This is a genomic window from Streptomyces sp. NRRL WC-3618 (assembly GCF_001280005.1).
Classification (GTDB): Bacteria; Actinomycetota; Actinomycetes; order Streptomycetales; family Streptomycetaceae; genus Streptomyces.
This window is the reverse complement of sequence record NZ_LGDW01000040.1, coordinates 36,000-61,913: the sequence shown is the minus strand read 5'-3', so window position 1 is coordinate 61,913 and position 25,914 is coordinate 36,000. Positions and strand designations below refer to the sequence as shown.

22 protein-coding genes and 1 pseudogene are annotated in these 25,914 nt (G+C 69.4%); 15 read left to right on the top strand and 8 right to left on the bottom strand.

Features of this window, described 5'->3' with window-relative positions; translation table 11 throughout:
• Nucleotides 1-297 precede the first annotated feature (297 nt).
• Genes ADL01_RS06235 through ADL01_RS06225 form a run of 3 tightly spaced genes read left to right on the top strand, consistent with a single transcriptional unit; the run spans nt 298 to nt 4,219 of the window.
• Entirely contained in the window at nt 298-1,494 is a 1,197-nt protein-coding gene (locus ADL01_RS06235) for a hypothetical protein (RefSeq protein WP_063783463.1), read from the top strand.
• A complete protein-coding gene (locus ADL01_RS06230) occupies nt 1,491-3,695 on the top strand; it encodes a tetratricopeptide repeat protein (protein WP_053740877.1) in 2,205 nt (734 codons plus the stop codon). The genes ADL01_RS06235 and ADL01_RS06230 overlap by 4 nt, the downstream gene beginning before the upstream one ends.
• Nucleotides 3,692-4,219, top strand: a complete 528-nt coding sequence (locus ADL01_RS06225; protein WP_234354521.1) for a flavin reductase family protein — start codon at nt 3,692-3,694, stop codon at nt 4,217-4,219. Before ADL01_RS06230 ends, ADL01_RS06225 begins: the two co-directional genes overlap by 4 nt.
• A 189-nt stretch (nt 4,220-4,408) precedes the next feature.
• Here the strand turns inward: ADL01_RS06225 and ADL01_RS44525 are convergent, their stop codons facing one another.
• The gene (locus ADL01_RS44525; protein ID WP_159049465.1) at nt 4,409-4,582 is read right to left on the bottom strand and encodes a hypothetical protein; all 174 of its coding nucleotides are present in this window, start codon (nt 4,580-4,582) and stop codon (nt 4,409-4,411) included.
• An 844-nt stretch (nt 4,583-5,426) separates the two neighbouring features.
• Here ADL01_RS44525 and ADL01_RS06220 point away from each other — a divergent pair.
• The 6 genes from ADL01_RS06220 to ADL01_RS06195 all read left to right on the top strand — a co-directional run bounded on the left by ADL01_RS06220 (nt 5,427) and on the right by ADL01_RS06195 (nt 11,460).
• Nucleotides 5,427-6,470, top strand: a complete 1,044-nt coding sequence (locus ADL01_RS06220) for an aromatic ring-hydroxylating oxygenase subunit alpha (protein ID WP_053740876.1) — start codon at nt 5,427-5,429, stop codon at nt 6,468-6,470.
• A 599-nt stretch (nt 6,471-7,069) separates the two neighbouring features.
• Complete coding sequence (locus ADL01_RS06215; protein WP_053740875.1) at nt 7,070-8,164, top strand: ABC transporter substrate-binding protein; 1,095 nt, start codon at nt 7,070-7,072, stop codon at nt 8,162-8,164.
• A gap of 112 nt (nt 8,165-8,276) precedes the next feature.
• The gene (locus tag ADL01_RS06210; protein WP_053740874.1) at nt 8,277-9,140 is read left to right on the top strand and encodes an ABC transporter ATP-binding protein; all 864 of its coding nucleotides are present in this window, start codon (nt 8,277-8,279) and stop codon (nt 9,138-9,140) included.
• Nucleotides 9,137-9,916 (top strand): ABC transporter permease, encoded by a 780-nt coding sequence (locus tag ADL01_RS06205; protein WP_053740873.1) that lies wholly within the window; start codon nt 9,137-9,139, stop codon nt 9,914-9,916. The genes ADL01_RS06210 and ADL01_RS06205 overlap by 4 nt, the downstream gene beginning before the upstream one ends.
• On the top strand, nt 9,913-10,746 hold the full coding sequence (locus ADL01_RS06200) for an ABC transporter permease (protein ID WP_053740872.1): 834 nt from the start codon (nt 9,913-9,915) through the stop codon (nt 10,744-10,746). The genes ADL01_RS06205 and ADL01_RS06200 overlap by 4 nt, the downstream gene beginning before the upstream one ends.
• Nucleotides 10,747-10,845: 99 nt before the next feature.
• Nucleotides 10,846-11,460, top strand: a complete 615-nt coding sequence (locus tag ADL01_RS06195) for a nucleoside deaminase (protein WP_053740871.1) — start codon at nt 10,846-10,848, stop codon at nt 11,458-11,460.
• A gap of 224 nt (nt 11,461-11,684) precedes the next feature.
• Here ADL01_RS06195 and ADL01_RS06190 read toward each other — a convergent pair whose 3' ends face one another.
• Both ADL01_RS06190 and ADL01_RS06185 read right to left on the bottom strand, forming a co-directional pair.
• A complete protein-coding gene (locus ADL01_RS06190; RefSeq protein WP_053740870.1) occupies nt 11,685-13,148 on the bottom strand; it encodes a M14 family zinc carboxypeptidase in 1,464 nt (487 codons plus the stop codon).
• A complete protein-coding gene (locus tag ADL01_RS06185) occupies nt 13,148-13,501 on the bottom strand; it encodes a hypothetical protein (protein WP_053740869.1) in 354 nt (117 codons plus the stop codon). Before ADL01_RS06185 ends, ADL01_RS06190 begins: the two co-directional genes overlap by 1 nt.
• A 392-nt stretch (nt 13,502-13,893) precedes the next feature.
• On the opposite strand from ADL01_RS06185, the gene ADL01_RS06180 reads away from it, so the two are divergent.
• From ADL01_RS06180 to ADL01_RS06170, 4 genes are all read left to right on the top strand, one after another.
• Nucleotides 13,894-15,231 carry a S8 family peptidase gene (locus ADL01_RS06180; protein ID WP_053740868.1) on the top strand — a complete coding sequence of 446 codons (1,338 nt, stop codon included), beginning with the start codon at nt 13,894-13,896 and terminating at the stop codon, nt 15,229-15,231.
• On the top strand, nt 15,228-15,476 hold the full coding sequence (locus ADL01_RS06175; protein ID WP_053740867.1) for a hypothetical protein: 249 nt from the start codon (nt 15,228-15,230) through the stop codon (nt 15,474-15,476). Before ADL01_RS06180 ends, ADL01_RS06175 begins: the two co-directional genes overlap by 4 nt.
• Nucleotides 15,477-15,663: 187 nt before the next feature.
• A complete protein-coding gene (locus tag ADL01_RS41440; RefSeq protein WP_078960350.1) occupies nt 15,664-15,894 on the top strand; it encodes a hypothetical protein in 231 nt (76 codons plus the stop codon).
• A 703-nt stretch (nt 15,895-16,597) separates the two neighbouring features.
• The gene (locus tag ADL01_RS06170) at nt 16,598-17,920 is read left to right on the top strand and encodes a TolB family protein (protein WP_107090821.1); all 1,323 of its coding nucleotides are present in this window, start codon (nt 16,598-16,600) and stop codon (nt 17,918-17,920) included.
• Nucleotides 17,921-17,942: 22 nt separating this feature from the next.
• On the opposite strand, the gene ADL01_RS06165 is transcribed toward ADL01_RS06170, so the two are convergent.
• Both ADL01_RS06165 and ADL01_RS44520 read right to left on the bottom strand, forming a co-directional pair.
• The gene (locus ADL01_RS06165; RefSeq protein ID WP_159049464.1) at nt 17,943-20,867 is read right to left on the bottom strand and encodes an ATP-binding protein; all 2,925 of its coding nucleotides are present in this window, start codon (nt 20,865-20,867) and stop codon (nt 17,943-17,945) included.
• A gap of 26 nt (nt 20,868-20,893) precedes the next feature.
• Entirely contained in the window at nt 20,894-21,199 is a 306-nt protein-coding gene (locus tag ADL01_RS44520) for a hypothetical protein (RefSeq protein ID WP_053740864.1), read from the bottom strand.
• A gap of 143 nt (nt 21,200-21,342) precedes the next feature.
• Between ADL01_RS44520 and ADL01_RS06155 the strand changes: the two genes are divergently transcribed.
• Nucleotides 21,343-22,170: a tetratricopeptide repeat protein gene (locus ADL01_RS06155; protein WP_053740863.1), complete on the top strand. Its 828-nt coding sequence runs from the start codon at nt 21,343-21,345 to the stop codon at nt 22,168-22,170.
• Between the two features lie 232 nt (nt 22,171-22,402).
• On the opposite strand, the gene ADL01_RS06150 is transcribed toward ADL01_RS06155, so the two are convergent.
• From ADL01_RS06150 to ADL01_RS06140, 3 genes are all read right to left on the bottom strand, one after another.
• Nucleotides 22,403-22,678, bottom strand: a complete 276-nt coding sequence (locus ADL01_RS06150; protein WP_159049463.1) for a peptidoglycan-binding domain-containing protein — start codon at nt 22,676-22,678, stop codon at nt 22,403-22,405.
• A 611-nt stretch (nt 22,679-23,289) separates the two neighbouring features.
• Complete coding sequence (locus ADL01_RS06145) at nt 23,290-24,912, bottom strand: multicopper oxidase family protein (RefSeq protein WP_053740861.1); 1,623 nt, start codon at nt 24,910-24,912, stop codon at nt 23,290-23,292.
• Nucleotides 24,913-24,984: 72 nt separating this feature from the next.
• Nucleotides 24,985-25,407: a DUF6153 family protein gene (locus ADL01_RS06140; RefSeq protein ID WP_234354520.1), complete on the bottom strand. Its 423-nt coding sequence runs from the start codon at nt 25,405-25,407 to the stop codon at nt 24,985-24,987.
• A 263-nt stretch (nt 25,408-25,670) separates the two neighbouring features.
• On the opposite strand from ADL01_RS06140, the pseudogene ADL01_RS41430 reads away from it, so the two are divergent.
• Nucleotides 25,671-25,913 (top strand): annotated as a pseudogene (locus tag ADL01_RS41430) (IS110 family transposase); the annotation flags it as partial.
• Nucleotide 25,914: the final 1 nt, after the last annotated feature.

Below are 25,914 nucleotides of genomic sequence, written 5' to 3'. Positions count from 1 at the left end.
GGCCCCAACTAGTCAATTCTCGCAGCCCGGCATACGTCATGGTGCGGACGTACGCGCTGTCCCTCGTCCGCAGACTTGGCCGGGTTCCGCCGTTCACCCGAGGAGAGAGGGAGGAGGGACACCATGAAGAAGATGTCGATCCGCAAGGCCGGCACCATCCGGCTGACGAGCTCTGCGTACTACTGCTGCTCCGCCCTCTAGGGACACCCCTAGGTCAGGCCCAGATCGGAGCCGGGCTCCGGGCATCCACCCGGAGTCCGGCTCCGCTCACTTCTCACGCAGAGAGGCGCTTGCCCCATGACCGTGGCCTCTTCAGACAGCACCACTGTGCGCCTGCACAAGCTCACGATGATCCCCGAGGACGACGGGGTGATGGTCGGACGACCGGACATCGCCTCCTACGCGGTCTTCCCCGAGGAGGGCGCGCAGGCCCTGCGCATGCTGGACTCCGGTGTGCCGGTCTCCGACGTGGCGACATGGTACGAGGAGACGTGCGGCGAGCCCCTCGACGTCGAGGACTTCCTGGAGGTCCTCGGTGAACTCGGCTTCCTGCGGGCCGAGGGTGAGGACGACCCGGCCGCCGCGCCTGTGCGGTGGCAGCGGCTGGGACGGTGGACGTTCTCCTGGCCCGCCTGGCTGTGCTACGCCGCGTTGATCGGCGCGGCGATCGTGGTGATGGTCCGCGACCGGTCCCTGCGGCCCTCGTACCACGCCGTGTTCTTCACCGACCACCTCTCGCTCATCCCCATCACCCTGACCGTGGTGCAGATCCCCTGCATCCTCGTGCATGAGGGCTTCCACGCGCTCTCCGGGCGCCGGCTCGGCCTCCCCTCCACGCTGACCATCAGCCGGCGGCTGTACTACCTGGTCGCGGAGACCCGGCTGGACTCCCTGTTCAGCGTGGAGCGACGACGGCGCTATCTTCCGTTCGTCGCGGGGATGCTGGCCGACGCCGTCCTGCTCGCAGGCATGACGCTGCTGTCGCTCGCCCTGCGCGGCCACGGGCCGGCCTGGTGGTCCGCGCTGTTCCTGGCCGTGGCGTTCACCTGTGTGATGCGGCTGATCTGGCAGTTCATGTTCTACCTGGAGACCGACCTCTACTACGTCCTGGCCAACGCCCTGCGCTGCTCGGACCTGCAGAACGCCACCCGCTTCCAACTGCGCGCGCTGCTGCGGCGCCTGCTGCGCCGGACACCTCCGGAGCCCACTGCCGACTGGTCGGACCGGGACCGGGCGACCGCACGCTGGTACGCCCCGCTGCTGGTGGCGGGCTACGGCTTCTCCATCGCCAGTCTCCTCTGGGCCGGGATTCCGACCACCGCGCACTTCTGGTCGCAGATCACCGACCGGTTCAGGGGCGGGACCACGACCAGCGGTCTGCTCGACGCGGCGAGCTTCGTCGGCCTGACATCTCTTCAGATCGGTCTGCTGCTGTACGTCACCATGCGAGACCGACGCGCCCGCAAGGCCACCAACCAAGGAGCACCGTCATGACCGCATCCTCGCCGCGGCGCCACTGGACCGTCCTCGGCACCGGCGCCCCGGTCGACAGCACCCTTCCGCCACCGCCCGAGCCCGACCTCGTGGTGCGCTGTCACCGCCGGCTCCGCGGACCCTACACCGGGGGCGGGGCTCTCCTGCGCGCCGTCGTGCCCGAACTCGTCGAGCGGCACGCCGACTTGGTGGAGGCGAGGGCGGTCGAGATCATCTCGCTCGCCCCGGACCTCGCCCCGCTGGTCCCGATAGCGCCGCAGACCCTCACCAGCCTCGCCAGCCGTGCGGAACGCACCCGCTTCTACTCCGTGGCCCGCACCCTGCGGGTCTCCCACGGCATCGCGGAGTTGCTCATGGACTGGGCGCGCCTGATGCGTCCGGACGGCGTGGTCATCGAGTTCCGCGAGCTGGACGACGCGGATCCCACCGACCGGGAGCTGGTGGGCGTGCTCCTGCGCCGCTGCGACCCGGAGGTGCTGACCATGGTCACGGAGACCGACGGCGGCACCGACGACGAACTCGGCCGTGCGGTAGGCACCTACGCCGACCACGCGGCGCGGCCGACGCGATCCGCGCCCCCGCTGCCCGCCGGCACCGATCCCGCCCAGTCGTTCATCGACGCCGACGGAACCAGCACGGACCCCGAAACGGAACGTGCCTACGCGGCCCTTCCGGCGGACGAGCGGGCCCGTCGCCACAGCGCCCGCGCCGCACAGCTGGCGGCCCTCGCCACACCGGGGACGAACCTCGGAGCGCATCTCTACCACCTGGAGCACGGCACGGACCCCGCCGCTGCCGCAACGGCATTCGTCGAGGCCACCGAGGCCTGCTTCGACGCGGGCTTCTACGAGGCGGCGCTCGACATCTCCCAGCGCGGACGACTGCTGCTCGGCGATGAGCGGCCGAAGGCGTACTGGAACCTCACCAACAAGATCGGTGCCTGTCTTTCCTATCTGCGCCGGGGCGAGAAGGGGTTCTCGTACTTCGCCGAACTGCGGGCCGGCAGCATCGAACCCGAGATCCACATGAACAGCTGCTACATGATGGCCATGCTCTACACCCGCCATCTGCCGAAGGGCATGCACGACGAGACGCGGGCGATGGAATGGGTGAACACCGCGATCGCCTTCGCCGACAGCAATCCCGATCCGCACCGGCGCGTGTTCGTCGGAGCGTTCATGCGCAACGCACGGGCTCTTGTCGAGCTGCACCGCGGCGAACCCGGCAACGCGCTGGCGCTGGTGAACGAGGCGATCGCGATGACCGACGCGGATCTCGGGCCCGACGAGCAGCTCCTGCACCGTTCCGTGCTCCGCTACAACCGGGCGCAGATCCTCGCCGCGCTCGGGGACCACACCGGCTCGCTGCGGGACTACGACCTGGTGATCAGCCGCGATCCCGACTACGGCGACTACTACTTCGAGCGGGCCGGCGAGCGCCGCGCCGCCGGTGACCACGCCGCCGCCCTGGAGGACTACGCCGAAGCGGTCCGGCTGAGCCCGCCGTTCCACGAGGCCCACTTCAACCGGGCGGACCTGCTGCGCGAACTCGGTGACGAGAAGGGCGCCCTACGGGACCTGGACTACGCCGCCGTGCTCGATCCCAGCCATGTGGACACCTTCGTGAACCGCGCCGACCTGCTCATGGAACTCGGACAGACCGAGCGGGCCTGGGCCGACATCGAAGCGGGCCTGGCCCTGGATCCCGAGAACCCGAACCTGCTGTGCGCGCGAGGCGCTCTGCTGGCCGAAGACGATGAGCACAGCGCGTACGAGAGTTTCACCGCCGCCCTCCAGGCGGACCCGGACTACGTCGCCGCCTGGGCGAACCGCGCCGTCCTCGCATACTCCGCGGGCCGGCTCGCGGAAGCGGTCGACGATCTCGACCACGCCGTCGAGCTCGACGACAGTGCCGTACTGCGGGCCAACCGAGCCGTCGCACTGCACGACCTCGGTGAGCACCGCCGCGCGCTCGCGGACCTCGACATCGCGGTTCCCGCCCTCGCGGACGAGGACCCCGACCTGCTCTACCGGCGCGGGGACAGCCGGTACGCGCTGGGTGACACCGACGGCGCGTACGCCGACTGGCGGGCGCACCTCGCCGCGTACGGTCCCGGCGAACCGTCGCCGTTCACCGTCCGGATCAAGCAGCGCGCCGACGGCCTGTTCGACCAGGCGCGGGAGCCGGAGAGCGCGACGTGACGACGGACATCTCCACGACGCGGTCGGACGGTGACGAGCGGGACGGCACCATGCGTCCCGCCTTGTTCAGGGCAGTCATGCGCCATCACGCCAAAGGGGTCGCGGTCATCACCGCCGGCGATGACGCCCCCGTCGGTCTGTGCGCCACTTCCCTGGCCTCCGTCGCGCTCGAACCTCCCCATGTGTCGTTCGCCGTCGGCCTGCACACGGCATCCTGGGCGACCATGGCGAGGGCACCGTGTGTCATCGTCAACCTGCTCGCCGAGGGTCAGGAGGACGTCGCCCGCCGGTTCGCCCGGCCGGGCGCGCCGAAGTTCGGCCCGGCGACCTGGCACCGGGGGGCCTTCGGGCTCCCCGTGCTCGACGGCGTGCTCGCGTCTCTGGTGGTCGCGACGGTCAGCGTCCAGACGGTCGCGGACCACGCGCTCGTCGTCGGCCGCGTACTCGACGCCTGCCCCGGGGTGAGCGCAGGACCACTGCTGCACCACAACGGCGAGTTCGTCCGCCTGGCTTCCCCTCAGTGAGCCCCAACCGGCGGCAGTCGCCTGAGCGGCCACCGGCACGGAAGTCGGCGGCTGATCAAGGAGTTCGCCGCCCGGTCAGCCCCCGCACCCCCGGTGCCGACAGGCATCACCAAACGGGAACGCGAAGTCCTTGTCCTGGTCGCCGAGGGCCTGTCGGGGGCTCCGGCCGGCCGCCGCCGAAGGCGGTGCTCAGCCCGCCTGTCCGTCCTCCACCGGGGCCGCCGGAAGGACCACCGGGAGGTTCGCCATGGGCTGCACCCAGGACAGGTCCGTGCCCTCGGGCGCCTCGAGATCGATGGCGGCGCTCCAGCCGGGGGTCAGTTCGGTGAACTCCCCGACGGGCAGCCGGTGAATCCGCACCACCCGAGCCGGGGATCCCCCGGACCCCTGCGGGCTGTCCAGCGGAAGCACCGAATCACCAGGGAAGACACTCCGCCCCACACTGACGCAACGAGCGTGACAGACCACCCTGTTCGCCGAGGGCCGCTCGTACACGATCACGACTTTCAGCAGTCCGACAGGCTCGGTACCCCTCATGCTGAGCATGCCTCCATCGAGAGCCAGAACCGATTCATGACCTTGTCGGCGGCCTCGGACGCCGCACCGCTGCCGAGGGCGCCTCCGACGACACCGCCCACGACGGTACCCGCTCCGGGAATGGCCGAGCCGATGACCGCACCCACCTACGCGCCGGTAGACGAGGTCTACTCGCCGCCGAGTTTCTCGCGGCTGCCGCGGTCCTGCGCGGGGTCGATTTCTCCCCTCCGGTTCCAATCCGGCCAAGAAATCCTTAGGTAACAATCATGGAATGGCTAGGCAATTTGCGTAAGTCACTCTCGGCTTGGTCGTCCGGCGAGTCGCAGTCGGCACTGAGCACGGAGGGAATTGCGATGAGCTTCGTCAGCAAGTGCGTCACGGATCTCCGTTGCCGTGTCCACCAGTCGGCCTGGACCCGTGGACGTGTGGCGCACGGTTCACATTCGGCGTCCGAGCGGTCTGACGCCTGACCGCCTACCGATTGTCCGAGGCCGACGCCCCCGCCCGGTCAGCGGCTCCGCAGGCGTCGCGCTTCGGAAATCGGCTTGTCACCCGCCGCCTGTTCCACGCGTTTTCCTGTGCCGCCGACCTGGACTGTGAGCCTTGCACGCGGCTGCCGGGCCGTTCCGGCCGCGTATCCGGCCGCGTAATCCGTAGAAGGACCTTCTGCATGACCACTGCTCTTCCCCGTCCCGCCCCGCCCCGGGACTGCACCTTCGACCCCGACGACTGGGCCATCCTCACCCAGCACTGGTATCCGGTGGCCCTCTCGGGCGAGGTCGGCGACGCGCCGACCGCCGTACGCCTGCTCGACGAGACGCTGGTGGCCTACCGGGTGAGCGGCAACGTGGTCGTGGCCCACGACATCTGCCCGCACCGGGGCGTACCGCTCAGCCTCGGCGGCGGCGACGGGAGCGGCATCACCTGTGCCTATCACGGTCTGCGCTTCGGCGACGGCGGGCGGTGCGTGCATGTGCCGGCGCACCCCGAGTCGAAGATCCCGTCGCGGCTGAACCTGCGGACCTATCCCGTCGTCGAGCGGTACGGGCTGGTGTGGACCTGCCTGCGGCCCGCCCCGGACGCCGACCCGATGATCCCGTCCATGGCCCACTGGGACGACGAGGGATTCCAGCGGATCAACTGCCCCAGCATCGACATCGCCGCGTTCGCCGGCCGCCAGCTCGAAGGCTTCCTCGACGTCGCCCACTTCGGCTTCGTGCATCTGGACTCCTTCGGCGACCCCGACGACACGGTCGTGCCCGACTACACCCCGGTTCGCCACGAGCACGGTTTCTCCGTCGACTACTGGAGCACGGCCTCCAACTACCCACACGGCAGCGGCAAGCAGGCCCCGCCCGGCTTCCGGTGGCTGCGCCACTTCGACGTCCACCTGCCCTTCACCGCCACCCTGGTGGTGCACTTTCCCGGCGGCGGGCGGCTGAACATCATGAACGCCGCCTCGCCGGTGTCCGCCCGCCTGACCCGTATGTTCGCCCCGATCGCCCGGGACTTCGACACCGATCAACCCGTCCAGGCGGTATACGACTTCAACCGGACGGTCTTCGAGGAGGACCGGGCCATCGTCGAGGTCCAGAAACCCGAGAACCTCCCCCTGGACCCCAGGATCGAAGTGAACATCCCGGCCGACCGCAGTTCGATCGCCTACCGGCGCGGACTGCGCGACCTCGGCCTGAGCCACTTCTTCACCGCGTAGGCGTCAGCCATGAAGAGCATGCGAACCCTCGACGCCATCGTCCACGCGATCTCCCTCGCCTCCGCCACGAGCCGCAGCTACGAACTCCGGGCAGTGGATGGAGCCCTACCGCCCTTCGACGCCGGCGCTCATCTCGACGTCCACCTCGGCCCCTCCCTCGACCGCCAGCACTCCCTGTGCAACTCCCCCCGGAAAAGCGGCCGTTACCTGATCTGCGTGCGGCGCGAGCATGCCACGGCGCAGCGCCACATGCAGGTGGCGGGCGGCATCGGCATCACGCCCCTGCTGTCGACGGCCGAAGCCCCCCACGGCCTCCGGAGACGAAATCGCGACCGAATTCACCGCAGAATTCCGAATTCACCGTACGGATCGCGATTCGAGGCCGTTGGCGCGACGGGCTCGCCGCAGACAACCAGATCATCACCATCTGCTGCTCTCGCGCCCGCGCCCGTACCCCCGAACTCCTGCTCGGCCTCTGACCTCGGTCTTCGGCCGACCCGGGACCGGCCCGGCGTGATGTCCACGCCGAGCCATATCCATGTTCTTCACGTCCGCTGTGAGCCGGTGCCCACCCGGCCAGGCGAAAGGAAAAGCGCGCCATGACCAGAAGCACAGACAGCGACGACAGAGCGTTCGCGGCCACCGACCGCCGTCTCTTCCTCCGACGGGGACTGCAGCTCGGTGGTGCCGTGCTACTCGGCGGCCCGCTGCTCGCCGCGTGCGGCGACTCCGACTCGTCGTCCTCGGCCTCCTCGGGTTCCAAGGGCTTCGGCGAGCTGACACTGCGCCTGTCCTGGATCAAGAACGTCGAGTTCGCGGGCAGCTACATCGCCGACAGCAAGGGCTACTACACCGCCGAGGGCTTCTCCAAGGTCACCCTGATCGGCGGCGGCCCGTCCGCGACTCCGATGGAGACCGACGTCGTCACGAAGAAGGCGCTCGTCGCGATCAGCGCCCCGGACATCACCGGCGCGGCTGTCGCCAAGGGCGCGCCGCTGAAGATCATCGGTGCGCAGTACCAGAAGAACCCGTTCTGCATCATGTCGATGACCAAGGCCCCGATCACCAAGCCGGAGGACATGTACGGCAAGAAGATCGGTGTCCAGGCCGGCAACGAGTCCGTGTGGGCGGCGTACATCAAGGCCACCGGACTGGACGAGTCGAAGATCACCAAGGTGCCGGTGCAGTTCGACCCGCTGCCGCTGACCCAGGGCACCGTGGACGGCTGGTTCTCCTTCGTGACCAACGAGCCGAACACGCTGCGGCTGAAGGGCTTCAAAGTCTCGACGATGCTCCTCGCCGACACCGGCTACCCGCTGGTCTCGGAGACCTACTGCGTCCGCCAGGACACCATCGACAAGCATCGTGACCTGCTCAAGGCATTCCTGCGCGCGGAGATCAAGGGCTGGAAGGCGAGCATCGCCGACCCCGCGCTCGGCGCGAAACTCGCTGCCGAGACGTACGGCAAGGGGCTCGGACTGACGACCGAGGAGCAGACCCTTGAGGCCGCGGACGAGAACAAGCTGCTCGTGACCGCCGACACCAAGAAGAACGGCCTGTTCACGATCACGCCCGAGCTGGTCGAGGAGAACATCAAGACGCTGAAGTACGGCGGCCTCGACATCACCGCCGACAAGCTCTTCGACCTCTCGATCATCGAAGAGGTCTACAAGGAGAACCCCAGCCTCATCTGACGCTCAGGCGGTACCGGTGCGGCCCATAGGCCCGCCGGTACCGGCCTCCCGTACCCGTACCCGTACCCACACCCGCACCCCACCGCACACCGCACACCGAGGTCGCCAACTGATGAGTACCGCAGCCGCTGTTCCCGACGCATCCGACGACGCGCCCGACGACTCCCCGCCGTCCGGCACCGGCACCGGGCTGTCCCTGCGCGGGCTGAGCAAGGAGTTCAAGCTCGGGCGGAACCGCGTTCCCGCACTGGCCGGCGTCGACCTGGACACGGCCGAGGGCCAGTTCCTCGCACTGCTCGGGCCGTCGGGCTGCGGCAAGTCGACCGTTCTGCGGATCCTCGCCGGGCTCGACAGCCCCACCTCCGGCACGGCGCTCGTGCACGGCGAGGACCCGGAGGCGGCCCGTAAACGGCACCACCTGGGCATAGCCTTCCAGGACGCCGCGCTGCTGCCATGGCGCTCGGTCGCCGCCAACATACGGCTGCCGCTGGAGATCAGCGGCATCAAGGCCGACCCGGCGGCGATCTCCGACCTCATCAAGCTGGTCGGCCTCGAAGGTTTCGAGAAGGCCCGCCCCGCCCAGCTCTCCGGCGGCATGCGGCAACGCGTCGCCATCGCCCGCTCGCTGGTCGTCGACCCCAAGGTGCTCCTGCTGGACGAGCCGTTCGGCGCCCTGGACGACATGACCCGCCAGCGGCTCAACCTCGAACTCCAGCGCATCTGGCAGGCCCGCGCGGTGACCACCCTGCTGGTCACTCACTCCATCAACGAGGCCGTACTGCTCAGCGACACCGTCGCCGTCATGTCCCCCCGGCCCGGCCGGATCGTGGAGGTCGTCCCCATCGACCTGCCCCGGCCGCGTACCCCGGAGATGATGCGCTCGCCAGAATTCCACGCGTATGCCGACCAGTTGTCGGAACTCCTGTTCGGCCGCGCTGACTCCCCCGCCGCCGAGCCCGCCGGGGAGGCGTCATGAGTGGGGGGCGTTCCGCCTGGACCGGCGGGGCCGTCGGCATCGCGGCTCTGATCGGGGCGTGGTCGCTGCTGTCCACCACGGTCTTCGGCCCCGGGGACGGCGTGCCCACCCCCTGGGCGGTGGTGGCGAGCGTGTTCGACGACGGCTGGACCTTCTACAGCCCGCATGTCACGCAGACCGTCGGCGAGGCCCTGACCGGGTACATGCTCGGCAACGCGCTGGCGCTGGGTCTGGCGGTGCTGGTTCTGCTGGTGCCCGTACTGGAGCGGGTGATCACACAGATAGCGGTCGCCTCCTACTGCCTGCCGATCGTGGCGATCGGCCCGATCCTGTCCCTCGTCCTGGACGGGGACAAGCCGATGTCGGCGATGGCCGGGCTGTCGGTCTTCTTCACCACCCTCATCGGCGCGCTGCTCGGGCTGCGCTCGGCCGACCCGGCCTCGCTGGACCTGGTACGTGCCTACGGCGGCGGACGCTGGCAGCAGATGCTGCGGGTCCGCCTGATCGCCGCGCTGCCCAGCACACTGGCCGCGCTCAGGATCGCCGGACCGGCGGCGCTGCTCGGCGCGATCATCGGCGAGTACCTCGGCCGCGTCGACAGCGGGCTCGGCATCGCCATGACAATCGCCCAGCAGCAGCTCGACGTGCCGCGCACCTGGGGCATCGCCCTGGTCTCCGGCGCGGTGGCAGGCATCGCATACGGCGTGGTCGGGCTCATCGCCCGCTACGCCCTGCCCTGGTCACGCACGACGACAGTGGAAGGCGGAGTCGCATGAGCACCGCGACGGAGACGGGGGCGGCCCCCGCGCTGCGCTTCGCGGCAGGCGTGCTGCGCCCGCTGCTGAACGTGGTCGTGACGATGACGGCCGTAGTCGTCCTGTGGGTGATCTTCCTGCAGATCTACGACCTGGACCCGCTGGTGGCCAAGTCGCCGGTCGACATCTACCACTACCTGTTCGCGGGCGCGGACGCGGGCGCCCACCGATCCCTGGTCGCCTCGGGTCTGGGCCGCACCCTGATGGACGCCGGCCTCGGCTTCGTCGCCGGGCTGGTGGCGGCGGTCGCGGTGGCGGTCGTCTTCGTCCTCCTGCGGAGCGTCGAGCAGGCGCTGCTGCCGATGGCGGTGGTCGTACGGTCCGTACCACTTGTCGCGATGACCCCGCTCATCACGCTCATCTTCGGCCGGGGCCTGATGGCCACCACCGTCATAAGCGGTCTGATCGTCTTCTTCCCCGCCCTGGTCACCATGTCCTTCGGTCTGCGATCCGCCTCCCGGCAGGCGGCCGACCTGTGCCGCGCGTACGGCGCCGACGGCTGGACCGTCGCCCGCAAGGTCATGCTGCCCAGCGCGGTGCCGGCGTTCTTCGCCAGTGCCCGCGTCGGCGTGCCGGGCGCGCTGATCGGCGCGATGCTCGCCGAATGGCTGTCGACGGGACAAGGTCTCGGCTACGCGATGCTCAAGGACTCCTCGACCTTCGACTACGACCACCTGTGGGCCTCCGTGGCCGTGCTGACCGTAGTCTCCGCGCTCTGCTACAACGTCATCGCCGCCCTGGAGACCGTCGCGCTGGCCCGCTTCGCGCCCAACATCCGCACCGGTACGTGACGCAGGCCGCCGGGGCAGCCCGTTCCGCTTCCCTGGCGGCCTGAACCCCTTCTCGGTCTCCGACCGACCGCGTTCTCCCCAGGATTGGAACCCCGCCCCATGGACACCTCCGCCCTCGCGACCACCTTCGGCGCTCAACTCCCCGCATGGGTGCTGTCCGAACTGGCCGACGTCCCCGAGACGCTGCCGACCGACGAGGACCGTGTCCGGCTCGCCAACCGACTCGCCGAACGCAACCACCGCGAGAACACCGGCGGCCCCTTCGCCGCACTGGTCGTCGAGACGGTGACCGGACGGCTCGTCTCGGCCGGGGTCAATGTCGTCCTGTCCTCCGGGCTCTCCTCCACCCACGCCGAGGTCGTCGCGATCTCCCTCGCCCAGACCCGGTTGGGTGCATGGGACCTCGGCGCCGCGGGTGGTCCCGATCTCGAACTGGTCGTCAATTGGCGCCCCTGCGCCATGTGCTACGGCGCCGCGATGTGGTCCGGGGCACGGCGTCTGGTCGTCGCCGGAGAGGGCCCCGAACTGGAACAGCTCACGGGCTTCGACGAAGGCCCCATGCGCGAGGACTGGGCGGAACAGTTCGAGCGGCGCGGCATCCAAGTCGTCTCCGGCGTCCTGCGTGACGAGGCGATCGCTGTCTTCCGGGCCTACGGCGAACGCGAGGACGCCGTCGTCTACAACGCGCGCGGAGCAGCGACGGTCACGTCGTAGCCGGTCCGGTCCGCACCTGGAGTGGGCCGTCCGTGCAGGAGGTGTGCGAGGGCAAACCGTGGCATCGCCCGTACGGCAGCCGCACCCGGCCCAGAAAGCAGTCCCGAACCCTCGCGCAAGGGATTCCCCTTCCAGTACGCGGCGTTCGCGTCAGTGAGGCGGTGCGCCCCAGTTTGCGGCCGGCATCGGAGCCTCGTAGCGCGTCCGTCGTTCCCGGCTTGCTTCTACTTCGGCAGCGGGCCGCGGTTCGTCAGTTGCTTCAGCACCTCGACCGTCGACACCCTTCTCGCCTGTTCCAGAGCCGCGCCGACGGCTTGCAGATCGGTGCGCACCTGAGCGTTCTCGGCTCCGACCCGCTCGGCGAGTTCGGCCAGCAGGGCCCGTCCCAGGTCGACGTCCTCGTCGCTGACGACGGACTGCTCGTCCTCGAACAGCTTCCCCGCGCGTTCGATCAGCGCGGCGGCCCGGCCTGCCAAGTCCTCGTCGGTGAACAGCAGGGAAGCGACGGGCAGTTCGACTCGTTCGACGAGGGTGATCCAGTCGCGGCCGGCCTCGGCGCTCGCGAGCACGTCGTCACGGACCCGGCGTAGCGTGTCCACCTCGGTCTGGCGGTTGAGCTGTCGCAGGCCGATCAGGTCGAAGGCGCAGATGCTCTCCTGGGCGAGGGCCAGCATGCCCGCTTTGGCATCGAGCTTGATGGGCGTGGGGTCCGGCGGGTGGAAGGAGTCCTCGACGCTGCCGACCCGCGGGCCCGTCTCGATGGTGAAGCCGTATGTCTTGCCCAGCGCGGGATCCGCGATGTGGCGGCTGTAGGCGTAGTCGCTCTGGGTGCCGGTGGTGGCGTACAGCGTCCGGCCTGTCTGCGGTGTGTAGGCGCTTCCGCGTACCGCCGCGATCGCGTCGACGAGCCGCTGCGCGACCGTGGTGAAGCGGAGCAGGTCCTGGGGCGAGATGTACTCCCGATAGCCCGGGATGCCGATGGGCGCACAGGTTCCGGTGGGTAGGCTCGTGAACCGCTGTGCCGCCGGATCGGTGGTCTGGTTCTCGGCGTGGCCCCACGGGTAGAGGACCAGCTCCGAGAACGAGTGCACGTCCGCGAACGTGTGAATGCGCTCGGTGTCCAGCAGGTGCTTGACGTTTCGGGTCTCCGGCTCGGAGAAAGCCTTGGACCCGACGTAGATATCGGTGCAGGGGCTGCACGAGGTCTGGCCCTCCGTCACTCCCCAGAGGATGGCCGCGTTGCGGTTGAGGTCGACCCCGTCGCACAACGTGCCCGGGTTGTCACGGAGGTTCTTGCGCCACATGTTGTCGACGGTCAGCACCTTGGTGCGGCCGTCGGGGTTGGCGCAGGGTATGAACCAGAGGTCGAGGCTCTCCAGGATGAGTCTGACGTCCTCAGCCGTCCAGGTGCGGCCGCCGTACACGATGTCGGTGCCGCGCAGATAGCTCACGACAAGGTCGACGGCGAATTCCACCAGGGCGTCCGGGTTCATCAGCTCGCGCGCGTGAGTGCCGCCCACGAACAGGACACCTCGGCGGTCCGCGTCGTGGCCGGCACGCAACCGCAGGGCGAACACGGGGCTGCCCTGGACGGAGGTCTCGGGCAGTTGGGTTCTCGTGCACAGTTGCGGGAACCACGCGGCGAGCAGCGAGGTAACGGAGTCGAGTTGGGGGACCGTTCGGTACATCACACACCTCCCGAACGCTCGATGCCCTCAACGCGCTCCTCCAGCCACGCCCTTACCGAGTCGTCCTGTTCAACGAGTTCGGCCGGGAGGGGCCGCACGGGCACCTGGGCATGCAGACGGACCTCGTAACCGCTCTCCAGCAGACGCCGGCACTCGTCCGCAGTGACGACCACCCGGACGTCGCCCTCCGGATCCGGGATCCGGTCCAGATCAAGGTCTGCGACGCCGAGGAGATCACGGTTCGTCACACCGGGGTGGACCGTGGCGTCGAAACGCACCGTGGGGTTTTCACCCCCGGCGTCACGTGCGTCTCGGATCGGAGGCTGCTGCGGGCGTTCGGACGGTCCGTTCATGTCCGTCTCCTTCGATGCGTTTCCGTCTGTCATCTGGTTCTGGGCTACTGAGACCCAGAGGGATACCGCCCTATAACCGATGAAATCAGACAATACGCCGCCACCAACGATACTGAGCCGGGGTCGGTCCGCTGTCAACTTCGGCGCCACAACTGGCAGTCGATGCCTCCAGAACGGCTGAGGCTGCGCCATGTTGCGGGCCCATGTACCCGGTGCGACGGTGGACAAGAGGGCGATGCCGAGACAACGGCCCGGCAGGGACAAGTCCCGCAGACGATGGCTCACGCGTCGTCACTCGGCCGAACCGCGCCCCCCATCCCCGGAGCCTGGCACTGCGCGCCTCGACGCGCGTCCACTGACCGGGAAACCATTAAGAAGGGCGGGAAATTCACATGGCGAACGGACCCTTGGACAGGCGTGGCTTCGGCGAGCAGCCGGACCGGCCCAATGGCGCCCCGGCGGATCAGGGCTCGGAGTACACCGGTCGGTACGTGATCCTGCTCGACCCGAGCAAGCAGGAGAGCGGACTGGACGCACTGCGTTCCGCCGCCGACATCGCACCGGTGGAGCGCGTCCGGGGAGCGGAGACCGCAAACGTCGCCGAACTCCTCGAAAACCCCGACGTTTCCGTGCACTTCGAGCAGATCAGCGCGGCCGTCGTCGAAGTAAGACGCGAGCAGCGCCACGCGCTGGTGACCGCGGCCGAGGCCGAGCCCTCGATCATCGCGGCAGAGCCGGAGCGCATGGTCTACGCCTCGGTGATCGGTACGGCGCAGCAGCCGATGACCGAGTTCTTCCCGGCCTACCGCAGCGACGACAAAGTGGTTGAACGTCACACCGAGGGCGCAATGGCCGCCGCCCAGGGCCCGGACTGGGACGAGCACAAGTTGACCTGGGGTCTCCAGGCGATCCGGGCCGGCCTGTCCCCCCTGACCGGGCGCGGCGTGAAGATCGCCGTACTCGACACCGGCGTGGACACCGACCACCCGGACCTGGTCGGGCGTATCGACGAGACGGTCTCCTTCGTGCTCGGCGAGACTGTCGAGGACGTACACGGCCACGGCACACACTGCATCGGCACCGCCGCCGGCCCGGCGACTCCCCAGAATCAGGAGCCCCGCTACGGCGTGGCGCCCGACGCCCGGATACTCGCGGCGAAGGTGCTCGACAACACGGGCCAGGGCACCGACGGCCAGGTCCTGGCGGGCATGCACTGGGCGATCACCCACGGCGCGCGGGTGATCTCCATGTCACTCGGTGCTCCCGTCCGGCCGGATGAGCTCTTCCTCCAGACATACGAGAACCTGGCCCGGATCGCGCTCGATCTCGGGGCAGTGATCGTCGCCGCCGCGGGCAACGAAAGCAGACGGCCCCAGCACATCGAGCCCGTCGGCTCACCCGCCAACTGCCCCTCCGTCCTCGCGGTGGCCTCGCTGGACAAGTCACTCACGACGTCGTTCTTCTCCTGCAGCGGCATCAACGGCGAGGGCGGTGAAGTCAACATCGCCGCGCCCGGCAGGGACGTACGCTCGGCAGCCCCTGGCGGCGGGTACAAGACGAAGTCGGGCACCAGCATGGCCACGCCGCACGTCGCGGGTGTCCTCGCACTGCTCGCCGAAGCCAACCCCAACGCCTCTGCGGCCGACCTCAAAGACAGCCTCCTGGCGGGTGCGTTCCCGCTGACGCAACCCGTCGAGGACGTCGGCTCGGGTCTGCTCCAGGCCCCGTGAGCGAGTCTTCGCAGTCCGAACCGGTCGGAGTCATCCTTGCCGTCGACCGCGACCGGTTCGCGGAGGTGCTCGAGGCAGCGCGACGGGCCGGGCTGACCGTCACGGGCGAGCAACCTGTCCTCGGCACACTGTCCGGAACCATCGCCGAGGACCGGATCCCGGTTCTGAAGGCGGTCGCCGGCGTCAACTCCGTAGACCGGGACCGCATCATCCGTCTCCCCCCGCCTGACTCCCCCCTGCAATGAGTCCAGAAAACGCCCGGGCCGGGCCGGCCCGGGCATCTTTCTCCCTTGCGGCGGGTCCTGATGAGCGTGCCCTCCATGACCTCGGACCGCCAACGAAGGGACGGTCAACGAAGGGACAGCCATGCCCATCACCTACGCAGACCGCGGCCCGTCGCCGTTCGAGTCGTAGAAAGCGCCGCCGGAGTCCGTGATTCCACGGACGGCCGCTGGGGCGCGTTCAGCATCGACCTTCGCGACGCAGGCATGGCTGGACGCCAGTTGGCGCATCAGCACCGCCCAGGCACCGTCCGTCGCCGCCTGTGGGGCCACCCGTGAAGAAGCCGTCGACCGTCTCAACAGCGAGCGGCTGCTCTCCCCCGATCACGTCTCGGACGAGCGGTGGGCGTGGCGCTGGGTCGTGGCTCCACTGACGAGGTAGCCAGGCCACAGGGACGTCGCGGGAAAAACGGTAGCCCCGTCCGGAAGCACACCCGGCCGGGGCCTACCGGTGCCCTGCCGACGGAAGGGTTGTCCCGCTGGGAGTGGCGGCGCCGGGTGTTGTAGCGGTGTAGCCGGCGGAGCACATCGAAGCCGGCCTCGTGCTCGCTGGACCAGGGCTTGCGGCCCTGGAGCGTCTCGCGTCTGAACGTCGCGCTGGAGGACGGCCGACCCCGCTCATGGACTGGCGGATGCCGGCCTGACCGCAGCGTCGGCGAAGGCCCGGCTGGTGTTCTGGGCGAGTTCAATTGGTCGGTGTGCATGACCGCCCCGGAGATGCCTGCCGCAGGTCCGCTCGGCGGCGGCCAGGGCGTCGGTGACGGCGAGGCGGGCGTCGGCCGCCTGCCGGGCGGCCCGGTCCGCGGCCGTCCGAGCGCAGTGCCCAGCCGGTGTCACCGGCGGAACGGTCGGCGGTCGCGAGGACGGTGCCGTCCGGGCTGACCGCATCGGAGGGTCTCTACGAAACGGGGGGATTGACAGGTGCAGCCGGTCGTGAAGCGTGAAGACGCCGATGCCTAAGGCGTAGGGGGTTCCCTCATGCTTCGGCCGGTCCGACGCGGAAGGCTGATCCGGCCAACCGGCTCCGCGGAACGCTGATCCGGCCAACCGGCTGCCGTGGCGGCGAACCGAACAGAAGGACACGCATGAGACGTCTCTCCATAATCCGCAACGCAGAGCGCACAGTGCTCGCGTCGGGAATCGTCGCGGCGCTGCTGTCAGGCGGCGTCGCGCATGCCGCGGATGCCGAGCCGGGGCCGGCAGGCACGGCACCGATAAGCAACTCCGCCAGCGGGCCGTCGATCTCCGCCGACGGCCGCTACGTGGCTTTCACGTCGCTGGCAAGGGATCTGGTGACTGGCGACACCAACCGAGCGGACGACGTGTTCGTGCGCGACCGGCAGACCGGCGTCATCACCAGGGTCAGCGTCGACTCCGCGGGCGCCCAGGCCAACAACGCGAGTCGGAATCCGTCGATCTCCGCCGACGGCCGCTACGTCGCGTTCGAGTCCGTCGCGACGAACCTGGTACCCGGTGACACCAACCGCTACCGCGACATTTTCTTGCACGACCTGCAGACCGGTGAGACCACCAGGGTCAGCGTCGGCAGGCATGGTGAGCAGAGCGACAGTGAGAGTTTCCATCCGTCGATCTCCGCCGAAGGCCGGTTCGTCGCGTTCGACTCCCCCGCGTCGAACCTGGTGTTCGGCGACACCAACGACATCCACGACGTCTTCGTACGCGACTGGCAGACCGGTGAGACCACCAGGGTCAGCGTCGATTCCAACGGTCGCCAGGGCGACGACGTCAGTCAGTTGCCGTCGATCTCGGCAGACGGGCGCTACGTCGCTTTCTCCTCCGGGGCGAAGACGCTGTCCCTGTTCCCCGACCACAACCACTCGGACGACGTGTTCGTACACGATCGGCTGACGGGGTACACCGACCGGATCAGCGTCGGTCCCGACGGAAATGAAGGCAATTCCGCCAGTCGCACGGCGGCCATCTCGGCCGACGGCCGCTACGTCGCGTTCGAGTCCACCGCATCGAATCTGGTGGCCGGCGACACCGGCGGTCCGAACGATACCGACATCTTCCTGTACGACCGGGTCACCCGGACGACGACGCAGGTGAACCTCGGCCCCAATGACCTGAGCGACGGTGGAACCCCCGGCCAGGAGCGGACCACGCTCTCCGCCGACGGCCGCTACATCGCGTTCGTGTCCGGCGAGGACAAGCTGGTGACCGGCGACACCAACTCACGCTGGGACGTGTTCGTGCGAGACCGGGTGACCGCCACCACGACCAGGGTCAGTGTCGCCGTCGACGGCTCGCAGAGCGATGGCTACAGCAACAGCCCCTCGATTTCGGCCGACGGCCACCACGTCGCTTTCACGACCAGCGCGACGAACCTGGGCGGTGACGGCACCAGCCGGAAGTTCGACCTGTACGTACGCGATCTCGGCAACTGAGTAGTTGGCCGCCGTGGCGTCCTCAATCACGCGCCGCGGCGGCCCACACGCCGGCCAGAGCAGTACGACCAGAGACACCAACCTTTGTGTAGACCCGGCCCAGGTGGACTTCAACGGTCTTGAAACTCAAATGCAGCCGCAGGCCGATGTCCCGGTTGGTCAGGCCGTCCAGGACCAGGTTGACGATCTCGACCTCACGGGCGGTCAGGTCAAATCGCTCGGCACCGCTTTCGGGCCTGGGGCCACGCGCGTTCAGGCGCCGCTCCTCGCGCGCGACCTGCGGCAGGAACAGTCGCGCATCACACCGGGTGAACAACCCGCGGGCAGCCACGAGGTGTGCACGGGCCTGGTCGATCGCCCCGCTGTCGCCGAACGCCGTCGCCGCGAGCAAGTGCGCCCGCCCGGCCTCCACGGCCGCCCCGATCCGGCCGAACGTGGCAGCAGCGGCGATGGCGAGCGGTGCGGCTGCCGCCGGATCCGTTGGCCGCGTAGCGATCGCGCGGGCCTGCTGTGCCATGGCGGTACGCAGCGGAAGCTCGAGCCGACCGGCCGCGTCCTCCGCCCGGTCGGCCCATCCCGTGGCCGCGGCAACCCGGCCGGCCGCGACCTCCGCCTCCGTGAGCATCAGGTACACCAATGGCCTAGTGCGGAGGCCCACTGCGGGCAGTTCGGCCCCTCCGCCACGGGTGAGCAGCAGCTCGATGCAAGCGTGCGGATCACCCGAGTGCAACATCGCCTGCGCCAGCATCGCCTCGGCCTGGCCACTGCGCCAGGAGCTCATGGCCGTCGCCTGGTCGTCGACGACGATGGCTTCCTTGCCCAGGCGGATCGCCTCGGTCAGGTCGCCGCGCCAGGTGGTGATCCAGCACCCGAAGGTCAACGCCATGACGCGCAGTTCCTCGCTACCGGTCAGTTCCGCCGACTCCAGGCTGTCGTCGAAGCAGGTGGTAGCCTCCGCCAGCTCGCCGAGGTAGGCATGCACCATGCCGCGGATCGCGGTCAGCAGCGCGATCTTGTGGGACTGCCTGCTCGCACGAGCCAAGTGCAGGCCACGGCTCATGTGCCGGCTCGCCGCCGTGAGCCGGTCGGCGGAGACTTCCGACCAGCTCAGCCAGAACGCCGCATCGATGTCGCGGACCAGGTCGCTGTCGGGCAGGGCGTCCAGGAGTGCGGCCGCCTCGTCCAGCCGGTCCGCCCGCCCGTCGATGAGCGTTGCGGCCGACAACGCCGTCGCCAGCAGCATCGGATCCCCGACTTCCCGCGCGGCGGCGATCGCCTCGGGCACCCGGTCCTGTCCGTGCTCGCGCTCGACACTTTCACCGGCAACGAGCGCGACAAGCAGGACGGCCGCCGAGTGGGCGTCGACACCTTCGACGCGTTTCCACTCGCTGTGCAGCATCGCCCTGGCCTCGGTGTAGCGCCCGAGAATCTGCTCCACCGTCGCACAGGCCCGTGCTGTCTGTGCCCGGATCTGGGTGAGTTCGGCAGGCAGTAGCCGCAGCACCTCCTGCATGGTTTCCCTGGCCTGCCGCAGGTCGCCCGTGGCGCCGAGAGTGTGTGCCAGCCGGCCGAGCAGGATCAGTCGCTGCGGCGTGGCCGACTCCGAGTCGGGAAGCAACCGAATGGCCGCCCGCAGGAAGTGCCCGGCGGTCGTCGGCGTGGTATGCATCGTCGCCTCAGCCGCCTCGGTGAGCGCCGCGACCGCCCCGAGGTCACCACGGACGGCGGACCGTTCCACGTGGCGGGCGAATTCAGCCGGCGGCGAGCCCCGGCTCCGGAGTGCCGACGCGGCCCGGCCGTGTGCCTGAAGTCGCCAGCCAGGACCGGCGTCCTGGTAGGCGATGCTGCGCACCAGCGGATGCCGGTACCGGAACCGGCCGGTCGCGCCATCCAGCCGCACCAGGTCACGCTCGGCGAGCCGGTCGAGCGCGGCGAGCACGGACCCGGCGTCCATTGCCGCCGTTTCAGCGAGCGAATCAGCCTCGAAGTCGTCACCCACGACTGCGGCGGCGTGCGCGACGACTCGCTCTTGTGGGGTCAACGCGGCCAACTCGGCAGCGAGTACCGCGTGGACCGCCACCGGGAGCGCCCCGTCGGGGTGGAGCGCCACATCACCGACGGCGATACCCCGCTCACCGGCCCGCACCAAGGCTTCCAGGTAGAACGGGTTTCCGCCGCTGTCCTGGTAAAGCTGTTCCCGCCGCGAACGGCCCAGCCTTTCCGGCATGAGGTGGCCGGCATCGGCTTGGCTCAGCGGCGCGAGTTCCAGCAGCTCGGCCACCCCGTCGGTCGCGGCGCGGGACAGCGCGTGCCACAGCCGCAGCGATGTCTGCCGGGGCCTGCTCGCCAATGCCAAGACCAGCCGCCCCTGGGGCGGGTGGCGCAAAAGGTGGTCGAGCAACTCGACCGAACCCTCGTCCGCCCAGTGCAGATCGTCGAAGACGAGCACCAGCCCGGACGGCTCGGCGAGCAGCTCCAGCAATGCCCGAACCGCCCGGTGCAGCCGGTACCGCTCCGCGTCGACCAGGTCGGCGGGACCGACGGCGGGAAGCGCCGGGAACATGGTCGCGAGAAGTGCGAGCTGCTGTTGCCCCAGAGTGGCGAGACGCTCAGGGCTCAGCTCGGCGAGCCGGTCGTCGAGCGCATTGACGAACACACCGAACGGGATGTGAGACTCGAACTCCGCCGCGCGTGCACTGCGGACAGTCCATCCTTCTGTGTCCGCGAGCTTCCCCAGCTCCGTCAGCAGCCGGCTCTTGCCGATCCCCGGTTCCCCTGTGACCCCGACGCACCACGTGCCGCCTTCGCCCGCCAGCACCGCGCGCAGGATCGCGACTTCTCGCGCCCGGCCATGTAATCCGCCGACGGGCTTCCCTCTCGCTTCGTCAGTCATGCTGGCGTCGACTCGCTTTCCGTCCGCGACCAGGCGATGGTAATCGACGCTCACGCGCCCTCGGCAGGCGACCCAGCCGATCACCTCAGTCCATCGGACAGACGACGCGCGGACCGAAGCACATCGGTGACCTCGCTGGGCATCACGGTCCTGCACCGCACGCTCAAGGCCAAGATCTCCGGCGAGATCTGGCTGGACGACGAAGCACTCATCTCCGCCCTCCCGAACGCGTGCAGCACCTGCGGGGCCGCCGTTGCCTGGTCACAGAGCATTCGCGCGGCAGATACGTACTCCACGACCTGCTGCGGATGTACGCCGCCGAACTCGCCGGCACCGCGAACGCCGCCGGCGAAACGCAAGCGGCCGAAGACCGCTTGTTCGGCCACTACCTGCACTCCGCCCACTCCGCGGACCGCATGCTGGATCCGCACCGCGACCCGATCGCGCTGCCGCCCCCGGTCCCCGGCGTCTCCCCGAACACGCCGCGGACCACGGAGAGGCTCTTGCCTGGTTCACAGCCGAGCACCCCGTGCTCCTCGCGGTGGCGCACCGGTCGGGCGTCACCACGCAGGCACCGGATGCCCCGGCTTGGCAGCTGACCCGCGCCCTGACCACGTTTCTGCAGCGACGCGGCCACTGGTCCGACTGGGCCACTGCCCAGGAGGCCGCGCTGGACGCCGCACTGCGCTCGGCTTCCCCGGCCGGGGAAGCCGAAGCCCGCAGCGGCCTCGGCCGTGCCTGCACCCGCCTGATCCGACTGGACGACGCGCTCACCCACCTCGCCCGCGCCCTGGATCTCCACCAAGCCCTCGGCAACCGTACCGAGCTGGCCCACACCCACCTCGACCTGGCCCGCCTGCACGCCCGGCGGGACACCTACCCCGAAGCCCTGGCCTGTGCCCAGGAGGCCCTCAACCAGTACACCTCCTTGGGCCATCGGACGGGACAGGCCCGGGCCCTCAACTCGGTGGGCTGGTACCACTCGCAGCTCGGCGACCACCGCCAGTGCCTCACGTTCTGCGGGCAGGCGCTGGAGCTCTTCACCGAACTCGGCGTCCGCGACGGGCAGGCGGACACCTGGGACAGCCTCGGCTACGCTCACCAGCACCTGGGAGACCACCGCCGGGCAGCAACCTGTTACCGCAACGCCGTCGCGCTGTTCCACGGCCTCGGGGACCGCTACTACGAGGCCGACGTACTCGCCCACCCCAGCGAGAGCCACCGGGCCGCCGGCGAGACCGACGCAGCACGGCGGGCCGCCCGGCGCGCCGCGGACATCCTCGACGAACTCGGCGTCCCGGACTCGGACGGCATCCGCGCCCGGCTGCGCCGCCTCGGCCTGCCGGCCGACCCCTGAGCAGGTCCTACTCAGCATCCTCTGAGCCGACAGCCGACCGACGGGCCTGCGCGAACGCACGGATCTTTTCACGGCCGGCCGCGGGCCCGATGGGTGCGAAGGCATGCTCCCGCCTGGCCACCTCGGCCAGGGCCTCCGCGTGGACCAGGCCGTGGGCGCCCAGCTCGGCCCTCGGCCTACGTACGACAGGCAGCGTGCCCGCACGACAGGCAGCGTGCGGACACGTCATGGACTATCGCCCGTAGCAGACGCCCGTGTGCCTGCCGGTCTGGCCGTTGGTGTAGTCGTATGCCTGGAAGTAGAACTTGGCGCTCGTCTTGGGGCCGAAGCGGCCGTCCACGTCCAGCACGTGGCTGCCCCAGTCCTGGTTGATCCGCGTCTGGGCGTTCTTCACCGCCCGCTCGGTGTTGCCGCCGAAGTCCCGGTCCTCCGCGATGCCCTGGCCGAAGCAGGCGTTCAGGCTCTCCTGCACGACCACTACGGGGAGGCCGTTCATCCCCCGGGCCACGACGCAGTTGTAGTTTCCGGAGCCCGCCGACGGCACGTGGAGGTACCAACCGCCACCAACACTCACGTTGGTGAAGCCGGTGCACGCGACCTCGGCGGCAACCGCCTGGACGCAACCTGCGCCGAGGCTGTTCCTGGGCCACCCACCACCAGCGCCGGGACAGCGAGCGCCGCCACTGCCGCCAACGAAGCCAGGCTTGCCCGTCGTGTCGTTCGCATTGATTCCCTCTCCTTTACCCCACAGCCCTCGCACAGACGCGCGATAGCGTGCGCCGTTCGGGACCTTCCGCTCCGGTGGCCGGCGTGGTCGCCTCGGTGCACATGACGACGATGGGCAGGAAGCCTTGCCGGAACCTTGTCGACCGCCCTGCCGCCCCCGGGCCCCGTCGTCAGAATCCCGCCAGACCCGTATGCGGCACGGCACTCGACACCGAACCATCATGAACTCGTCGGCGAGCTGCCGGCCGGTCCGGTCGGCGACGCTCGACTCGCGGTGCGGCAGGCCTCATGGTGAGGGCGGATCCGCCCGAGGGTGGACAGTCAGGGTCCACCCCGGATGGGGAACGCGTCGATGCGCGTCCTCGACGGCCGGTCCGGGAGGCAGGAGGTAGGTCAGTCCCGATAGGCGAGGTTCGCCATCATTCCGGCCTCACCGTGGTAGGCGTTATGGCAGTGCAGCATCCACTGGCCCGGGTTGTCGGCGTCGAAGAAGACAGACAGTTTCTTCTTGGGCAGCACGATCGCGGTGTCCTTGCGGGGCCCGAAGCCGCCGATCTGGTACGTGTGGCCGTGCAGGTGCATCGGGTGCCACATGTCGCTGTCGTTGACGAAGTCGAGCCGTACGCGCTGCCCCTCACGGACAACGATCGGGTGCGCCCCGGGATCCTTCATGTCGAACGGCGTGCCGTTGATGGCCCAGTTGTACTTCTCCATGCCGCCGGTCAGCTTGATCTGGTGCGTGACGTCGGTCGTGGCGGACTTCAGCCGCACCTCGTCGGCGGAGCGCAGCTGGGACGCCGTCATCATCATGCCGCCGAGTTCCTTCGGGCGGACGGTCGCTGAGGGCTTGCTCCCCGCGCCGGTACGCACCAGGGCCAGTCCGTTGGCGTCCTTGCCCTCGGCGAGCGCGACGAGCGGGAAGACTCCGTCGCCGAGGGTGACCAGGACGTCGTAGCGCTCTCCCATGGCGACCAGCAGGGCGTCCACCTCCTGGTGCTGGACCGGGAAGCCGTCGGTGTGGGTGATGGTCAGCTTGTGGGCGCCGAGGGCGACCCGGTAGGCGGTGTCCGAGCCCGCGTTGATGATCCGCAGCCGGACTTTCCTGCCGGGCTTGCTCGTGTAGACGTCCGGGTCACTCGCCACGCGGCCGTTGATCAGGTGGTGCGGGTACTTCACGTCGCCGGCATCACCGCCGAGCAGAGCGCTGGTGGCGCCCATGAGCATGAACTTCGTCGACATGCCGCCGGAGGAGGAGGCCGAGGCGGAGGGGGACGCGGAGTCACTTCCCATGTCCATCCCGCCCATGTCCCCCATGTCGTGGCCCTCCATGCCGCTGGAGCTGGGGCTGCTGCTCGCGCCCATCTCCATGCCACCCATGCCCTGCTTGAGCTCGGCGAAGACCTCGTCCGGCGTGCCGGTGACACCGTCGACCCAGTCGTCGAGGAGTACGACCCAATCGTCGTCGTACGCGAGGGACTCCTTGGGGTCCTCGACGATCAGCGGGGCGTACAGGCCGCGGTCGAGCTGAACGCCGACGTGCGGGTGGAAGAAGTACGTGCCCGGGACGTCGGCGATGAACTTGTACGTGAAGGTGGAACCGGCCCGGACGGCGGCCTGCGTGGCGGGCGGAACGCCGTCCATGTCGTTGCGCAGGGCGATGCCGTGCCAGTGGATCGACGTGGTGGTCCTGCGCGGGAGTTGGTTGGACAGCTCGGCGACCAGGGTGTCACCGACGGACAGCCGGACCTCCTTGCCCGGGGTACGTCCGTCGAAGGCCCAGGTCTTCGGGATGACCCCGCCGCCCAGGTCGACCATCGCGGGTGCGGCGGTCAGGGTGAGCTTCTGCTGCCGTCCGGTGCGGGCCCGCTTCCGCTCGGCGACTGCGACCGCGGATCCGGACGGGCTGACCAGGGCGTTGCCACCGGGGCCGGAACCACTGCTGCAGGCGGCGAGCGCGCCGGCGCCGGCGGCCCCCAGTCCGGCGAGCAGGAGGGAGCGGCGGTTGATGCTGTTCATTTTTTGTCCTCTGCTGTGCAACTGCGGATGGGGGCGCGGAGGCACGGCGCATCAAGCACCGTGCGGTGCGGCCTAAATGCGCAGCTGGGAGAGGACGGACAGATCGGGCGGAGCTCGGCTCACCACGGCGCCGGCCGCATGCCCGGAGAGCGCCGACGGGAGGTTCACGGGCGGGGGCACGTCGCTGTGCTCCGGTGCGACCAGGTGCACCGAGGAGACGCCGGCCGCGCTGCAGTGCTGCATGCCGGCTCCCGCGCACACACCGGCGCCGAGATCGTGCGTCGAAGAGCCCGAGATGGACGGTTGCGGCGCGTCGGGCATCCCGTGCGCAGCGTGGACCGTGGCCGGCACGGCCGCATGAGACATGCCGGGCATCGGGGCGGCCCCGATCGCGGTCACCTCATGGTGGACGAGCACGGCCAGCACGGCACACAGGGTGACGACCACCCCGTACGCCCAGCGGACGGCCCTGCCACCACTGCGCCCTGCTCGCATCGCCATCACCTGTGCCGTGTCCGCCGATCACTGAGGACGCATCTTACCCCCTAGGGGTACCGATACCTCCCCCACCTCCGCGCTCCCCGATATACCCCTGGGGAGTATATCGAATATTGAGATCCGTGCTGGAGAAGCGGAGATCGAGCAGAGTTCGTCGTCGCGGCCGGCGACCTGAGCGCCTACGTGAACTGTTCATGCCTGACGATGCCTTGAAGGTTGCGCGACCCACCGCATGATGACCTGGGCCACCCTTCCCCCGGCTGCCCAACACCGAACCCGAACTCCGCGAGCTCTTCGGTAAGTTGAAGGCCAAGCACGGCGCCGTGCTGGTGGTCGTCGACCAGCCCGCATCCATTGGCGCCCTGCCACTGGCCGTCGCCCGCGACGGGGGCTGCCACGTCGCCTACCTGCCGGGATTAACGATGCGGCGGAACGCCGGCCTCTACCCAGGCGAGACCAAAACCGACGCCCGTGACGCGTTCATCATCGCGGACGCCGCACGGC

Bases quoted from the DNA above. Each gene is read 5' to 3' on its own strand.
- ADL01_RS06140 (WP_234354520.1), bottom strand. From the start codon at position 25,407: ATGCGAGCAGGGCGCAGTGGTGGCAGGGCCGTCCGCTGGGCGTACGGG.
- ADL01_RS06190 (WP_053740870.1), bottom strand. From the start codon at position 13,148: ATGTACCGAACGGTCCCCCAACTCGACTCCGTTACCTCGCTGCTCGCC.
- ADL01_RS06210 (WP_053740874.1), top strand. From the start codon at position 8,277: ATGAGTACCGCAGCCGCTGTTCCCGACGCATCCGACGACGCGCCCGAC.
- ADL01_RS06180 (WP_053740868.1), top strand. From the start codon at position 13,894: ATGGCGAACGGACCCTTGGACAGGCGTGGCTTCGGCGAGCAGCCGGAC.
- ADL01_RS06230 (WP_053740877.1), top strand. From the start codon at position 1,491: ATGACCGCATCCTCGCCGCGGCGCCACTGGACCGTCCTCGGCACCGGC.
- ADL01_RS06195 (WP_053740871.1), top strand. From the start codon at position 10,846: ATGGACACCTCCGCCCTCGCGACCACCTTCGGCGCTCAACTCCCCGCA.
- ADL01_RS06200 (WP_053740872.1), top strand. From the start codon at position 9,913: ATGAGCACCGCGACGGAGACGGGGGCGGCCCCCGCGCTGCGCTTCGCG.
- ADL01_RS06215 (WP_053740875.1), top strand. From the start codon at position 7,070: ATGACCAGAAGCACAGACAGCGACGACAGAGCGTTCGCGGCCACCGAC.
- ADL01_RS06185 (WP_053740869.1), bottom strand. From the start codon at position 13,501: ATGAACGGACCGTCCGAACGCCCGCAGCAGCCTCCGATCCGAGACGCA.
- ADL01_RS06220 (WP_053740876.1), top strand. From the start codon at position 5,427: ATGACCACTGCTCTTCCCCGTCCCGCCCCGCCCCGGGACTGCACCTTC.
- ADL01_RS06170 (WP_107090821.1), top strand. From the start codon at position 16,598: ATGAGACGTCTCTCCATAATCCGCAACGCAGAGCGCACAGTGCTCGCG.
- ADL01_RS06235 (WP_063783463.1), top strand. From the start codon at position 298: ATGACCGTGGCCTCTTCAGACAGCACCACTGTGCGCCTGCACAAGCTC.
- ADL01_RS06145 (WP_053740861.1), bottom strand. From the start codon at position 24,912: ATGAACAGCATCAACCGCCGCTCCCTCCTGCTCGCCGGACTGGGGGCC.
- ADL01_RS06205 (WP_053740873.1), top strand. From the start codon at position 9,137: ATGAGTGGGGGGCGTTCCGCCTGGACCGGCGGGGCCGTCGGCATCGCG.